10 protein-coding genes are annotated in these 14,719 nt (G+C 62.2%); 7 read left to right on the top strand and 3 right to left on the bottom strand.

What is annotated here, in order from left to right; translation table 11 throughout:
* Positions 1-18: 18 nt before the first annotated feature.
* From ABWK72_RS01510 to ABWK72_RS01500, 3 genes are all read right to left on the bottom strand, one after another.
* Complete coding sequence (locus ABWK72_RS01510; protein WP_367873008.1) at positions 19-2,160, bottom strand: AMP-binding protein; 2,142 nt, start codon at positions 2,158-2,160, stop codon at positions 19-21.
* A 140-nt stretch (positions 2,161-2,300) separates the two neighbouring features.
* Positions 2,301-2,960, bottom strand: a complete 660-nt coding sequence (locus ABWK72_RS01505; protein ID WP_367873007.1) for a hypothetical protein — start codon at positions 2,958-2,960, stop codon at positions 2,301-2,303.
* Between the two features lie 109 nt (positions 2,961-3,069).
* Complete coding sequence (locus ABWK72_RS01500) at positions 3,070-4,530, bottom strand: DUF4403 family protein (protein WP_367873006.1); 1,461 nt, start codon at positions 4,528-4,530, stop codon at positions 3,070-3,072.
* 141 nt (positions 4,531-4,671) lie between these two features.
* Here ABWK72_RS01500 and ABWK72_RS01495 point away from each other — a divergent pair, with 141 nt between their 5' ends.
* From ABWK72_RS01495 to ABWK72_RS01465, 7 genes are all read left to right on the top strand, one after another.
* Entirely contained in the window at positions 4,672-5,622 is a 951-nt protein-coding gene (locus ABWK72_RS01495) for a hypothetical protein (protein ID WP_367873005.1), read from the top strand.
* 642 nt (positions 5,623-6,264) lie between these two features.
* Positions 6,265-7,074, top strand: coding sequence for a PIG-L deacetylase family protein (locus tag ABWK72_RS01490; RefSeq protein WP_367873004.1), 810 nt, complete (start codon positions 6,265-6,267; stop codon positions 7,072-7,074).
* A complete protein-coding gene (locus tag ABWK72_RS01485; RefSeq protein ID WP_367873003.1) occupies positions 7,071-7,940 on the top strand; it encodes an AraC family transcriptional regulator in 870 nt (289 codons plus the stop codon). Before ABWK72_RS01490 ends, ABWK72_RS01485 begins: the two co-directional genes overlap by 4 nt.
* 192 nt (positions 7,941-8,132) lie before the next feature.
* A complete protein-coding gene (locus ABWK72_RS01480; protein ID WP_367873002.1) occupies positions 8,133-9,155 on the top strand; it encodes a Gfo/Idh/MocA family protein in 1,023 nt (340 codons plus the stop codon).
* Positions 9,156-9,178: 23 nt separating this feature from the next.
* A complete protein-coding gene (locus tag ABWK72_RS01475; RefSeq protein WP_367873001.1) occupies positions 9,179-10,111 on the top strand; it encodes a glucosamine-6-phosphate isomerase in 933 nt (310 codons plus the stop codon).
* 100 nt (positions 10,112-10,211) lie between these two features.
* Positions 10,212-11,765, top strand: coding sequence for a hypothetical protein (locus ABWK72_RS01470; RefSeq protein WP_367873000.1), 1,554 nt, complete (start codon positions 10,212-10,214; stop codon positions 11,763-11,765).
* On the top strand, positions 11,762-14,716 hold the full coding sequence (locus ABWK72_RS01465; protein WP_367872999.1) for a PVC-type heme-binding CxxCH protein: 2,955 nt from the start codon (positions 11,762-11,764) through the stop codon (positions 14,714-14,716). Before ABWK72_RS01470 ends, ABWK72_RS01465 begins: the two co-directional genes overlap by 4 nt.
* Positions 14,717-14,719: the final 3 nt, after the last annotated feature.

Here is a 14,719-nt window from a genome sequence, read left to right as displayed (position 1 = left end):
GCGGTCTTATTGCAGGGCTTACCTCATCGCCAATTCCTCGCAGCCTTTCAGATCGAGCTTCCCGGATGCCAGGACCGGAATCTCCGCGACCGGCACGATCGCCTTCGGGCACCACAACGAGGGAAAACCGGCATCCATCAGCTTGTAGCGCAGGTCGATGCACTCCTGCTCCAGCGCCGGACCGGCGATGGTCGAAAGCAGGATGATCGCCTCGCCCTTCTGGGAATCCGGAATCCCGACGATGGCGATCTTGCGCTCCGCCTCCGCGTCGAGGCCGAGGGCCTTGTTGACCGCTGCCTCCACGGTTTCGTGAGGCACCATCTCCCCCGCGATCTTCGAGAAGCGCGAGATCCGGCCCTCGATGTAAAGGAAACCATCGTCATCGATCCGCCCGACATCGCCGGTGCGGAACCAACCGTCGGCGGTCAGCACCTCGGCGGACTTCTTGGCGTTGTTCAGGTAGCCGGGGAAGATGTTCGCGCCCTTCAGCCAGATCACGCCCTGCTTGTCGCCGGACACGGGCTTTTCGGTCGCCGGATCGGTCATCCGGAAGGCGATGCCGGGCAGGAGATGGCCCACCGAACCGCGGCGGTGCGAAGGGATCACGATGGTGTCGGCCGGTGCTGTTAGATCCGGCAGGTTCACATTGGTCGCCGGCGAGGTCTCGGTCAGACCGTAGCCCTCCTGCGGCGAGATTCCGAAGCGGTCCTGGAAGGCCTCCGCCAGATTGTCCGGCAGCTTCTCCGCGCCCGTCACGACCAATTGCAGCGAGCGCAATTGCTCGGGCTCCACGCGCTTCATGTAGCCGCGCAGGAAGGTCGGCGTGGCCAGCAGGATATTCACCCCGCGCTGCGCGATGAGTTCGGCCAGGCGCTTGGTTTCCATCGGGTTCGGATAAGTGACCAAGTCGATCCCCTCGATGATCGGGTACCACAGCGTGACCGTGGCCCCGAAGGAGTGGAACAGCGGCAGGCAGCCCAGGATCGCGGCACCCGGTGCCAGATTCAGGCGCGTGCCGAATTGGCAGACATTGCCCAGCACGTTGCGATGGCTCAGCGGCACGCCCTTCGGCTCGCCCGAGGAACCGGAAGTGAACAGCAGCGCCGCCTCATCGCCATCGCGCTTCTTGCCGATGCGGAACAGCGGCGCGATCACCGAGGCCGGCAGCAACTTGCCGAGAATCGTCCAGGTGATGATCTTCTTCTTCAAGGACGGCAGCACCCGCTCGATGAAGATCAGGTCGCGGTTCGGTGGCCAGGGGAAGGACGCGATCTTGCGGACGAAGGGATCGGCCGTGATGTAACGGTCCAGGCCGGACTGCCGCATCGCCGAGCGGATCGATTCGTGGCCGGACGTGAAGTTGAAATTCACCGGCGTCTTGCCCGCGAAAACCGCCGCCAGGTTCGCGATCAGGCCCGCCTTGCCGGGTGGCAGGATGATGCCGATGCGCGCGTTGTCGGTGGACTCGCGGATGTATTTGGAGAACACCAGCGCTGCCCCTAGCACCCGGTCGAAGCCGATCGTCGAGTCGTCGGACCCGTCGTGGACCTTGTTGCGGCTGTGCTTCTTGAGGCCGAGCAGCAGGGCGTTCGCGAGCGAGGTTTTGAGCAGCGGACGCCGGGAGAACGACTCCTCCACCATCTCGTGCAGGCGCTCGCGGTAGAGCGCGGGCCCGGCCTCGGCGGCGGGGATTTCCTTGCCGATCCCGATCATCGCGTGCGGCATCGAGCTCGGCCGCTCAACCGAGAGGCAGCCCTCGCGCGGGAAATCGATCATCACCGGCAGCACCGGCAGGCCGAAGGAACACAGGGTGCGCAAGGTCTTGCCCGGGATATGGCAGGCCACCGCCGCCCGTGCCAGCGCCTTGCCGTGGACGAAAATCAGCACCCCGCCATTGGCCAGTAACGACTTCAATTCCTCGCCGGTCGCCGCCGGGGTCCCGTCCGTGTCCGAAAACAGTGCTCCGGAACCCGACTTCTCCAAGTGCGCCTGCACCGCCGGATCGAGCTTGGAATGCTCCTCGATCAGCCACGTGATCTTGCGCCCGGCGAAGAGTTTCTCCAAATGGGGCAACTCGTTGAGAGTGACCCGGGATGGGATGACCAGACAACCGCTGGATGGAATACGTTCGGCGTGAATGGCTTGGACGGGACTGGACATTGGGTCGCGGGAATGGCCTGAAGAAAATGACTGCGCTTGCAGCTATTGAAGCGAATCGCCGGGGTCAGGCACGGATTTTTTGTGCGGGATTGTCACAGAGGCTCCCCAGCGCCCGGTTCAGGAAAGTGGAAACGGCATCCTCAACCCTGCGGCATGGTCTCCAGCAGCAGCTTCTTCAGCTTGTCCCAGCGCAGCGGCTTGCCCTCCAGGAAGCTCGTCTGGGCGACCACCACCGAAACACTCCCGAATCGCTCCGGAAACATCTCCCGCAGCACGGCAGACAGCCCGTAATTCGGGTCCGATGCCACCGCCACTTGCAATTCCGGCGCGCTGCTGCGCAAGGCATCCGCCCACTTCCTGACGAAGTCCGTCTCGACATCCCGCGAGGGATCCTGGACGAGTTCGATCACCGGCGCATTCGGGCCGGGACCGGTGCGGACGGAGAGGTGGATCGCGTTGCCGCCCTTGCGCAGTTCCTCCTCGATCCGTCCACGCAGCACGTTCTGGTGGCCGAGCAGGTGCCGTTCGTCGAGCTTGCGCCGCTGCTCATCGGTGAGCGTCTTGCTGAAGCGGCTGAAACGCTCCGGATCCTCCACCCGCCGGGAGAAATCCACCAGCAGCCGGGTGATATCGCCATGAGCCAGCAGGGTCCGCAACTTCGTGGCGAAAGCTTGGGCCAGATTGAGCGAGCCGGGCGACCAGCCCTCTTCCGAGGTCACGGTCTCCTCTTGGCCCCGGAACAGCTCCTTATGCCACTCCGGAATGGCACAGGTCGCGGGTTCGCAGGAAAGGACGAACATTGACCGGACCCATAGCAGGGGTCGCGCGACCTGTCGAATGCAGCTTCGCCTTTTCGCGCCCGCCCGCCTGAAGCTGTTAGGAGGAACCGCAGAACATGAGACGACCGGATTAAACAGGTTCGTTTTTCAATTGGATCCCAGCAGGCTGATCCAATGGCCCGATCGTAACGTCACAAGAGCCGGTGACAGAGGCAACAAGAACCAAGGCACCGGGTGCCAGAGAAAGGCTATCAACGGCGATTTCTTGGAACTCCACCGAAACCAAGCTAGCAGATCTCTTGTAAAGGTCCGCTGCCAGACCATCGGCAAGCCTCTTCACCTCTTCCAGTTGCGGGGCGTAACAATATTCTGTTTTCTCGCGTAGGAGTTTAATGACGACAGGTTGTGCCATCCAAGCCAGCCCGTTGACCAATTGACTAGAGGTCTCCAGACCGTAAGCAAGATTGGAGAACGACAGGGTCCGAGTTTGGGCATCCAACGAAGGAATACTCTTCAGGACCAAGGTTTGATCCTTGAAGTGAATTCCAGTCTTCTTCTCGCGACCGCTCGCCTTTAGTCGAATCCAGAGGGAGTTTCCTTCAGTCGCCAACTCGACCAGTCCGATCTCAAGTTCCGCATCCCCAACAACCAAAGACCGTCCCGTGAACCGACTCGTGAGTTCAGCCGCAAGGGTATGGAGATCGACTCTTGCCGGAATACGAACCCTGCTCAATCTCTCCGGAGAAGATAGCAGTTCGGCGGAGGGAAGTTTCTTCGGCTTTCCCGCGGACCCGATGTCCTCCCCAAAAGCGACACCGAGTTTGCCGCGAATGCCGATCCCGCCGAGGATGCCTTGCTTCTCATCAAACGAAACCGGCTTGAGAATCATCGCTTCAGGAATGTTTTGGAAAGATACTAATCCTCCCGAATCCAAGGTCTGATCGAGATGCAAGGCGGTCCACAGTTTCTGTGCATATTTTTCAATAAGCCGCTTTCCGTTGAGCTTTGCGGGGATTTTCGCGGCTTGGCGGGCTCCCTCGGCGTCGGCACACCGAGTCATTTTTTCGCGAAGCGAGATGTCTGGCAGCAGCCTCAAAACCAACTTTGCTTCAGAGAAAGAACTCCCAACGCTCAGTTTCGGAAAAGAAACGCGCCAGTCTTTCGCAATTTTCAGACCGCTTGTAGCAATGGCCTTGCCCGCAACTTTCCACCGCACTGGAGAGCTTCCGCTTCCATTGATTGCAACCGTGATTGCCACCTTGCCGTTCCGGCACTCGACGAGAATCCGTTTGCGCTTGATCACTCCCTTGATGTGGATCGTCGGATCAGGGAGAAACCGAAGCTTGATTTTCTGCCGTTCGCTGATGGAAAGCGCATCCGGTACCTCCCGGTTCACAACCGCTTCAATAGCCTTCGGCGAAATTGTAAACGGCACGTAGATCCATGAGTCCAGTTCCGGCAGACGCCAAGAAGTTGAGGGACAGTCCGGGAAATAACCCGGTTTTAAAGTCCTGTTACGACTGAGGTCGATCAGATCCCGACCGGCAACGAAGACGAGGGGAAAGATTCCGAAAATTTTTCGGCGGTTCACGATAGTAGGGGTATTGATCGACCAGCCCTTCGGAGGGGCTTCGTAGCGACTGCAATGTGTGCCTTTCATTCCGTTCCAGCCACTACAACAAACTTCCATTTTGGAATCGTATGGGATTCCAGGATTCTTTTCTCTTCACGCATGAATGAGCGGGGAAAATTTTTTGAATCGGCGTTCTGGATCCTCGGAGGAATTTGTCTCTACTGGGAATTCCAAGTGCTGATCAGCGCTGTGCGCTTCAGGGAGATCGAGTTACCGCTGTTTGGCGTTTGCACTCAAATGGAGAGCATCATTTTCTTGCTGAGCACTGCCTGGATTCCTCTATTACTGATGCACATCGCCCTCGCCGGCTTTCAGAAGGTCGCTTGGGAAAAAAAAGGGATTAAAGGGCCAAAGCTTCCGGGTGCGATCGGGGACCATACTATTCCGGCGGCATTGGAAGCCGCCCGGGTCGGCCTGTTTATCGTGTTGGTGTGGGGCACTACCTTGCTTCATCTCTTCCTAACTGGAAGAGCCTTTCATCATTTTAGAATCATACCCTCCGGCAACGTTCAAGTCATGGTAGATAAACACTTCCTTAAGCGTTCGCAGCTTCTGGGATTTCCACTTCGCACACCGGACAACAAATCTTGGGATAAGCATTATTGGTGGGTCAACGCCGAGCGCGTAGAAAGCAGCGAAATCCCGGTGAGGATTTCTCTGCCCTCTACAGTTACAGGCAATTCAGGTGCCAGCGATCCCAAAAGCTGGAAGAATCTGCCCGACGAGAAAACGCAGGAAAAAATCGGGGCAGCCAACACGGCACCGGCCATCGTCTCGCCAGCCCAAGACAAGCGTGACGAAATCGTCTATATCGACCAATTTGACAAGGCTTATGAAAGGACCCGTGTCTCCGCCTTGCCTTTCCAACCCCTGCTTTTCCTATTGGAGGCGCTCGGCCTTTTTGCGCTGACGATCATTGCGTCTATCAACGCCCGTCGTCCTTGGGATCCCTTCACCCCGACATGGAATTGGATGAAGACGAGGCCCCGAGCCATCCTAGTTCTTTTTGGACACCGGTCTCCTCCCAGCCCACCCATTCAAACTCCATAGCTTCCCCGACTCCGAGGTGACGAGGAAAGGCGGTGCCTGAGGGCTTTGGACCACAAACCAAAGGGATTGCGACCCGTGCCTAACTTCAGGGCTACGGGCCCAGGGAATAACTTTCGCCAATTAAACGGATGCCATCTCTCTAGCTACACCCCCTAGGCCCACAGCCCAATCTGCCGGGCTTTGATTGCTTCAGATCGACGCTGGCCGGGCGCAAAAATCGGCGGACGAGTTGCCCTCGCACTCGCGAAGGGTAGGTAGTTCGCCCGGCCCGTCCGCCGACTTCTGCTCCCGGACCAGCAGGGGGCACCCCCTACCCACCCCTGGGAGGGGATGCCTGGCGCTTGCACCCGTGCGGCGCTTTCGCGCCGGATGAGCGCACGACGTTCTGCTGTTCCGCCGGGACGATTAGCAAAACGAGCATGAGAAACCCGTGAGAATCCGGAAGGAAGTTCACCCTTCACGTCATCGGAGCGGGTCCGGCGGACTTGAACGGAGCGCTCGGCCACGGTTGGCCGGCAACATCGCCTTCCGAAGATCTTCCGTCGTCCGATCCGGAAGTTTGGCGCGCCCCCGCAAATCAAAAGACATTTTGAGTATTATCCAGCGCAACCCGGCCGTTGTAAGGCGGAACGCTTCTCACTCATGTCCAGACCGACCGCCCTCGCCATTGCCGCCCATCCCGACGACATCGAGCTGAAGATGGCGGGGACCCTGCTGCTGTTGAAATCCGCGGGCTGGGACATCCACTATTTCAACCTCTCCTCCGGCAACGGAGGGAGTCTGGAGCACAATGGGGAAGAGACGGAAGTCATCCGCTCCCGGGAGGCCCGCGATGCCGCCGCCATTCTCGGAGCCACCTGGCACCCGCCCATCGCCCGCGACCTCGAGATCACCTATCACCCCGACCTTCTCCGGAAAGTCGCCGCGGTCATCCGGCGGGTCCGCGCCTCGATCGTCCTCACCCATCCCTTCGAGGACTACATGGAAGATCACACGATCACCGCACGGCTCGCGACCACCGCGGCCTTCGCCCATGGCATCCCGAATTTCCAGACCGATCCGCCTGAGCCGGCCTACCCGGACAATCTCGCCGTCTATCACTGCATGCCCCATGGCGGGCGCACGCGGTTGCGCCGGAGGGTCGCGCCGGGCGCATGGGTCGATACCGCCAGCGTCCACGGAATCGCCCGCCGGGCCCTCGCCGCCCACCGTAGCCAGGCCGGCTGGCTCGATGCCTCCCAAGGGACTAACAGCTACCTCGCCACCATGGACGCACACGCGGAAGAAGCGGGACAGGCCTCCGGGAAATTCCGCCTCGCCGAAGGATGGACGCGCCACCTTCATCTCGGGTTTTCCACCGTGGATGCCGACCCGCTTGCCGAAGTTCTGGGCGACCGCTATCTGGTGAATGTTTCCTTCGAAGAGTCTCTCGAAAACCCCGCCGCGCCGTGAAACCCGTCCGGGAACAACTCGCGCCCGCCGCCGCTGCGGAGATCGTAGCTTGCGAGCGCATCTCCGGCGACGACTTCGGCTGCCTCTGGCATTTCCATCCCGAACTCGAACTCACGCTCGTCCTTTCCGGCGGCAGCTTCCGCTGGATCGGCGACAAGATCTCCCCCTTGGAAAAGGGCGATCTCACCTTCCTCGGGCCGAACCTTCCCCATGACTTCCGCAATGACCCGGTGGCGGGTCGCCCGGTCACGAAGGTCACCGCCGTGACCGTCCAGTTCCACCCCCGTTTCCTGGGAGAAAACTGGCTCGGAAACGCCGGGATGGCCCCGATCCAGCGCCTCTTCCAGCGCTCGCTCACCGGGCTCCAGATTACCGGCAAGACACGCGGGACCGTCGCCCGGCTGATGCTCAGGATGCTGCCCGCCGACGGCGTGCGCCGCCTCATCCTGCTGTTGGAGATCCTCGAACTGCTCGCAAATTCACGCGAACTCGCCACCATCTCTTCTCCCGGTTTCGCTCCGGAGATCCACCCCTCCGACAGCGAGCGCATGGAAGCCATCTCGCGCTACATCCGGAAGAATCTGGACCGCCCGCTCTACCTTTCCGACGTCGCCCGTCATGCCGGAATGACCGATGTCACCTTCAGCCGGTACTTCCGGTCCCGCACCGGCAAGACCTTCCCCAACTACATCAACGAGTTCCGCATTGCCCGCGTCTGCCGGCTCCTCGCCGAGACAGAGGACACGGTGAGCGGGATCGCGTGGAACTGCGGGTTTGATTCGATTGCGAATTTCCAGAAGCAATTCGTCCGTATCCACGGATGCACCCCGAAGGTTTACCGCAAGCGGGCTCTCCACCATTGCTGAGGCTCCATCGGGCACACTGCCACTACGGCATTCATCGTACCTCAGCGGCTGCGGTAGCGACCGCTTTTCGCCGCCCGGAGCAGAGGCCTCCGGCGCTTGATCGAAAAGTGAACCACTATGATGGAAAAACGGTGATGCGTGCCTGGTTTCGACGCGTTTCATAGAGCGGAGCAATTCTCCCGCGAAGAACGCATGAAAACCTACAACGTCGGCGTCATCGGCTATGGCTGGGTCGCCACCGCCCACATCCCCGCCATCAACGCCTCGCGCCAAGCGCGGGTCACCGCCATTTGCTCCTCCCGCCCGCAGGATGACGCCGTCCTCTCCGCAAAGCATGGCGGCTCCATCAAGGCTTACACGGATCTCGACGCGATGCTGGCCGATCCGGAGATCCACGCCGTCTCCATCTGCAGCTACTCCAACCTCCACGCCGGGCACGCCATCAAAGCGGCGCAGGCGGGGAAACACCTCATCATCGAAAAACCCCTCGCCCTATCCTGGGAGGATTGCCAGCGCGTCGCCGCCGCTGTCGAAGAGGCCGGGGTCAAAGTTTGCGTCTGCTTCGAGTGCCGCTATTCCAGCCAGCTTCTCGCCACCCGCGCCGTGATCGACCAAGGGCTGCTGGGGGAACTTCACTACGGCGAGGTCGACTACTACCACGGCATCGGCCCTTGGTACGGGCAATTCGAGTGGAACGCGAAGCGTGATGGCGGCGGCAGTGCGCTGCTCACTGCCGGCTGCCACGCACTCGATGCTCTCCTGCTCTGCCTAGGCGATGACGTGCGCTCCGTCTCCAGCTACTCCACCAGATCGAAGAGCCCGATCTTCGCTCCCTACGAATACGACACCACCAGCGTCACCATCCTTCACTTCGCCGATGGCAAGGTCGGCAAGTGCGCCGCTGTGGTGGATTGCATCCAGCCTTACTACTTCCATACCCAGTTCTGCGGGAGCGAGGGCAGCATGCTCGACGACAAGTTCCACTCCCAGAAGCTCGCGGCCGATAAATCCGCATGGAGCCGGCTCTCCTTCAAGTCGCTCGATTCCGGCGACGTCTCGGACCACCCTTATCAGCTCCAGTTCCAGGCCTTCTTCGATGCGCTCGATGCGGGGAGGGACATGCCTCTCACCGATCTGAAAACCGCGCTTCACACCCACCGCGTCATCTTCGCCGCGGACGAATCCGCCCGCACGCGCCGCCCCGTCGATCTCTAACTTTTCAACCGCCCCGACGACACATGCCCCGGAAACTCAGCGCCCTCGCCCCCGCCTGGTGGGACTACACCACCCTCGATGACGACATCATCGCCGAGGCGGCAGCCCTCACGCCCGACGCTCTCTTCAAACTCTCCCGCCCGGGCTTCACCGTCTTCTTCCACGATACCCTGGAAGACTTCTACTGCGCCCAGGCCCTCGAATACATCGGGGCCTGGCGTCAGGCCACGTCCGACAATCCCGCCGGCATCTGCGGTCCCATCGGCCCCACCGAGCAGCTTCCGCTGGTCGCCCGCATCGCCAACGAACTCGATCTCAAGCTCCACGACGCCCACTTCTGGGGCATGGACGAGTGGATCATCGACGGGAAGGTCCCTTCCATCGACCACCCCCTCTCCTTCGAGCGTTGCGACCGCGAGCTCTGCTTCAACCGCATCCGGCCGGAGCTCGTCATGCCGGACAGCCAGCTTCATTTCCCTTCGGAGGATCACGAGCCCTTCGAGAAAACCTGGGACGCGGGCATCCGCTGTGTGGTCATGCAGGGCGGCCAGGGAGACGTCAAACACTGGGCCTTCAACGACCCTTTCCCCAGAAGCGGCCCCTATGCCGATGCCCCTCCTTCACCCGGGGAATACCGCGCGCTGAAAACCCGCATCCTCGACCTCCACCCTGTCACCATCGCCCAGAACGCCCGCACCTCCGGTGGCGGAAACGTCTCCCTCGTCCCCACCCGCGCCGTCACCGTCGGCCCGCGGGAAACCTGGAAAGCGGAGCGCGTCTCCATCTGGCAGGCCGGAGTCCATGACAACCCCTTTGGCCAGCGCCTCACCGCCCTGATGATCTCGAAGCGCTACATCGATACCGCGGTGCCCATGTCGCTCCTCGCCGATCACCCGGACGTGCGCTTCCACTACTACCGCGGCGGCCTCGGCACCTGTGCCGTCGAAATGCATTGAAACACGAGTCTCCTTCTCCACCCGGCGCGTGACGTTAAAGCGTCGGGTATTGAAGGAAAAACGGCTAACGCCGCCCCGATCCACCCCGTAAGCATCTACCATGAAAACCGGTGTCGCACGCGCCAGACTCTTCGTCCTCTGTGGCCCGCTGTCGGTCGTGGCCCTGCTCTGCCCGGCCATCCTCGGCGCACCCGCGGAACCGCCTCCGGGACGCGCTCCCGTCCAAGCCGGCTTCGCCGAACGAGACATCACCCCCGCTCTCGGCATGGAGCAGCCGGGCAACTACGGCAAGGACTACCACCGCAGCTTCCATGACCCTTGCAAGGTCCGCGCCGGCGTTTTCGATGACGGCATCAAGCGCGTCGCCATCGTCGGCGTGGATGCCCTCGCGGTTCCCCGCCATCTTGTGACGAAGGTCCGCGCCGGTATCGAAGCGAAGACCGGCATTCCGGCGGGAAACATCCTGGTCAGCGCCTCGCATTCCCACTCCTCAGGCCCCCTCGGCATGATCCAACCGGGTGAGTACGACCATGCCGACGAGCTCGTCAAAGACCTCGCTTACAATCACTCCACGACCGCCGATCCCGGTTACCTTCTCACCGTCGAGAAAGCCATCGTCGATGCGGTGGTCTGGGCCGACCAAAACAAGGTTCCCGCCAAACTCGGATTCGGACGCGGGGAGGAACGTCAGGTCGCCTTCAACCGCCGCCAGAAGCTGAAGAACGGCCAGTCCTGGAGCCACTCCGGTGTCGGCAACCCAGAGATCATCGACTATGCCGGCCCGATCGACCCGGAAGTCGGCGTCATCGCCGCTTGGGATCTCAAGGACAACCTCATCGGCATCACGGTCAACTACGCCTGCCACTGCACCACCAACCCCGGCGGCATCTCCGCCAACTGGGTGCAGTATCTTGAACAAGTCATCCAGGGCGGCCTCCAGACCCGGGCTCCCGTCGTCTTTCTGCAAGGCGCCTGCGGCGACATCACCCAGGTGGATAACCTCGCGAAATTCACCCGCCCCGGCGGCGAAGCGATGTCGCGTTTCGTCGGTGGCCGTATCGGTGCCGAAGCCATTAAGGTCGTTCTCGGACTGCCCACCACCACCGGGGCTACCGTCGATGCGAAATCCCGGGTCTGGTCGATCAAGCGCCGTGTCCCCAACCCCGATAAAGTTAAAGCCGCGAGGGAGATCGTCGAACAGAAGAAAGAGGCAGCGGACCCCACCACGTGGGCCTTCTCCAAGGAGACCGTGCTTCTCGATGCCCTCATCCGGAAAGAGCCCGAGGCCGAGGTCGAAGTCCAAACCATCCAGATCGGCCCCGCTGTCTTGGTGAGCAATCCCGCCGAGTTCTTCGTCGAGAACGGACTTCGCATCAAAGAGGAGAGCCCCTTCCCCTTCACCTGGCCCGTGGAACTCGCGAATGGATGCACCGGCTATGTCCCCACGGAGGAAGCCTTTCTTCCCTCAGGGGGCGGCTACGAAACGCGCCTGACCTCTTACAGCAACCTCGAGATCACCGCCGGCACCCAGATGACCGACACCGGCATCAAGCTGAGCAAGGAACACACTCCGGACCCCGAGCCTCGATTCCCCGAGCCCCCGCCCTTCCGTGCCCCTTGGTCCTACGGCAACCTCGGTCCCGAACTCGAATGAGCAGCAGTTCCGGCATGCCAAAGCTCCGCCGGAGCTCCATCCTGATCGCCGCAGCCCTCATCCCGGCTGCCTCTGCGGAAGAACGCGCGGGCGCTTGGGAACCGGATCGAACCCTCGCTTCGATCGAACTCGATGGACCCTACGAGGCCCGTCCCGTCGCCGCCGAGCCGCTCGTTTTCGACCCCGTCGAGATCGCTTGGGATGCGACGGGTAGCGCCTATGTCGCCGACATGATCGATTACCCCTTGGGTGGCCCGGGGGGCAAGCATCTCTCGCGCATCCAGAAACTCATCGACGCGAATGGCGACGGCGTGTTCGACCGGGCCGAAACCTTTGCCAGCGACCTCGATCATCCCCAGGGCCTGCTTCCTCACCGCGGCGGACTGATCGTCACCACGCGCACCCAGGTCCTCTTCCTGGAGGACAAGGATGGCGATGGCACCGCGGAGATACGCCAGCGCCTCATCGCGGGCTTCAATCCTTCCTTCTCCCAGCTTCAGGTTTCATCACCGCGCTGGGGCCCCGATGGTGATGTGTATTTCAACAACGGCCTCGATACCACCCAGGTCCACCCGGTGAAGGAAGGGGCCGGCGAAGCGAGGAAGATCGACGTCGCACGCCACAACCTCCGCTGGGACCCGCAAACCGGCGCGGTCCACCCGGCATCCGGCTTCGGCCAGTATGGCGGGGGCTTCGATGACTGGGGCCGACATTACTTCTCCTCGAACCGCAGTCCGGTCATGTTCGCCGTGGTCCCCTACGAGACCACGACCGCCGGAGGCCCCCGCGAGCCGCGCCAGCCTTGGGAAGACATCGTGCCGCATGGTCCCGATTCCCGCCTCTTCCCCCTGCAGATCACGCATACCACTTCGGACGCCCATTCCGGCACGAATACCTCCGCGTGTGGCCTCACGGTGTACCGGGGTGACCTGATGCCGGAACTCCGCGGCGGGATCTTCGTCTGCGATCCGACCGGCCAACTCATCACCCGTTTCCGCAAACCGGAGCCTGCGGGCTCCAGCCTCAAGTCCGGCCGGGTCGGCGAGCTGACCGAGTTCTTCCGCAGCCGGGACGAGTGGTGCCGCCCCGTCAATCTCACCACCGGCCCGGACGGTGCGCTCTATGTTTGCGACATCTACCGTCAGTACATCGATCACGCCCGTTTCTTCCCGGATGACTTCGTGAAGAAGCACGACATGCGCTCCGGCGAGCACCACGGCCGGATCTGGAAGATCGTCCCCAAAGGGGCGAACCCACGAGCCATCACGGCCGCGTCGGAGGACATTCCCGGTCTCATCACCTGGCTCACCCACGAGAATGCCTGGCAGCGCGAAACCGCCCAGCGGGTGCTCCGGGAAAAGGCAAGCGACCCAGGGTCCGCCCGCGCCATCGTCGCCGCGCTCGCCGCCAGCAAGCCCGCTAACGCGCTAGGAAAACTCCATACCCTCTGGCTCCACGCCACGCTCGCAAGCCGACTCCCCGGTGAGAAAGCCGCGCCACTCCTTGCCTTGACCGAGGGCGCCTCCCCGGAGCTTGCCGAGAACATCGTCCTCATCGCACACCGCTATCCCGGCTACTTCGGGGACAGAACGCATGAGATCGTTACCGTCACGGCCGCCGCCGGAGGTTTCCGCGCGCGCATGCTTGCCTTGGCAGGCACCCGCGCCGCTCCGGATGGGATCGAAGCCGCCATAACTTCGATCACGAACTCCGCTGAAGCCTTGGAGGACCCTTGGTTCCAGAATGCCGTCCTGATTCATCTCCAAGGTCACAGCGGGCGCTTGGTTTCGGAATTGCTCAAAGGCCCCTACGCATCTTCTCCCTCTTCCTTCAAAACCTCCTTCCTGCGCGAACTCGCGGCGGCTGCCACGAAGGACCGGCGCGATCTGCATCTGCTCCTCGAATCCCTGCGCCACCAGCCTGGCGAACTCCTCTGGTGGAAGCCCGCGCTCCTCGAAGGCCTCGCCTTGGGGCTTCCCCAGTCCGGGCTTGGATTACTATCCGCCTTCGCGGCGGATCCGCCGCCTCCCGAGGGCGACATCCGCTCCGAGATCCCCGCGCTCCTGGCGCAGGCGGGACACATCATTTCCGACCCCGCCGCGCCGATCGAGGTCCGGCTCGCCTGCATTCCCCTGCTATCCCAGCAAGCCTACGCGACTGCCGGCCCCGTTCTCAAAATCCTCCTGTCCGGCACTCAGGCGGCTCCGGTCTCCGAAGCGGCCTTCACCATCCTGCGGCGCTATGGCGCCCCGACCACCGCGCCTCTGCTTTACGAGATCTTGCCCGGCTCCAGCCCGTCGCTGCGCAAGGAGATCATCACGATCCTCGGCAATGATCCAGGCACTCTCCCCGACCTGCTCGAACGCATGGACCGCGGTGAAGTTCCGAAGTCCCTCGTCGATGCCGAAGCCCGCTGGCGCTTCCTCCAATCCCCCGACGAGAAGATCAAAGCGCTCGCTTCCAAACTTTTCGAGCGCCCCGCTTCCGACCGCGTCGCCGTCATCGAATCTTACCAGCCCGCCACCACCGCAAAAGGCGACCCGGGCAAAGGCGGGGAAGTATTCTCCCAGCTCTGCACCGTTTGCCACAGCTACCAAGGGCGGGGGATCGCCGTGGGGCCGGACATCTCCGATGTCAGGGCGAAGGACAAGGCCGCCCTGCTCAACGACATTCTCGACCCCAACCGCATGATCGAGGCGCGCTGGAGCGCCTACCGGATCGAGACCCGCGACGGTCGAACCCTCGTTGGCATCGTCGCGGCGGAAAGCGCCGCTTCCGTCGTCCTCAAGATGCCCGGAGGCCTCACCGAAACCATCGCCCGCGCGGACATCACCCGCATGGGATCCCTCGACGCCAGCCTCATGCCCGTCGGCCTCGAAGCCGGCATTTCCATCCAACAAATGGCCGATCTGCTCGCCTTCCTCCGTGGAGAAACAGCGACCAAACCCTGACTT

Origin of the sequence: Luteolibacter sp. Populi, assembly GCF_040801775.1 — a bacterium.
Classification (GTDB): Bacteria; Verrucomicrobiota; Verrucomicrobiia; order Verrucomicrobiales; family Akkermansiaceae; genus Haloferula.
Note: the sequence above shows the minus strand (reverse complement) of the source record. Positions and strands in the feature narration are given on the sequence as shown.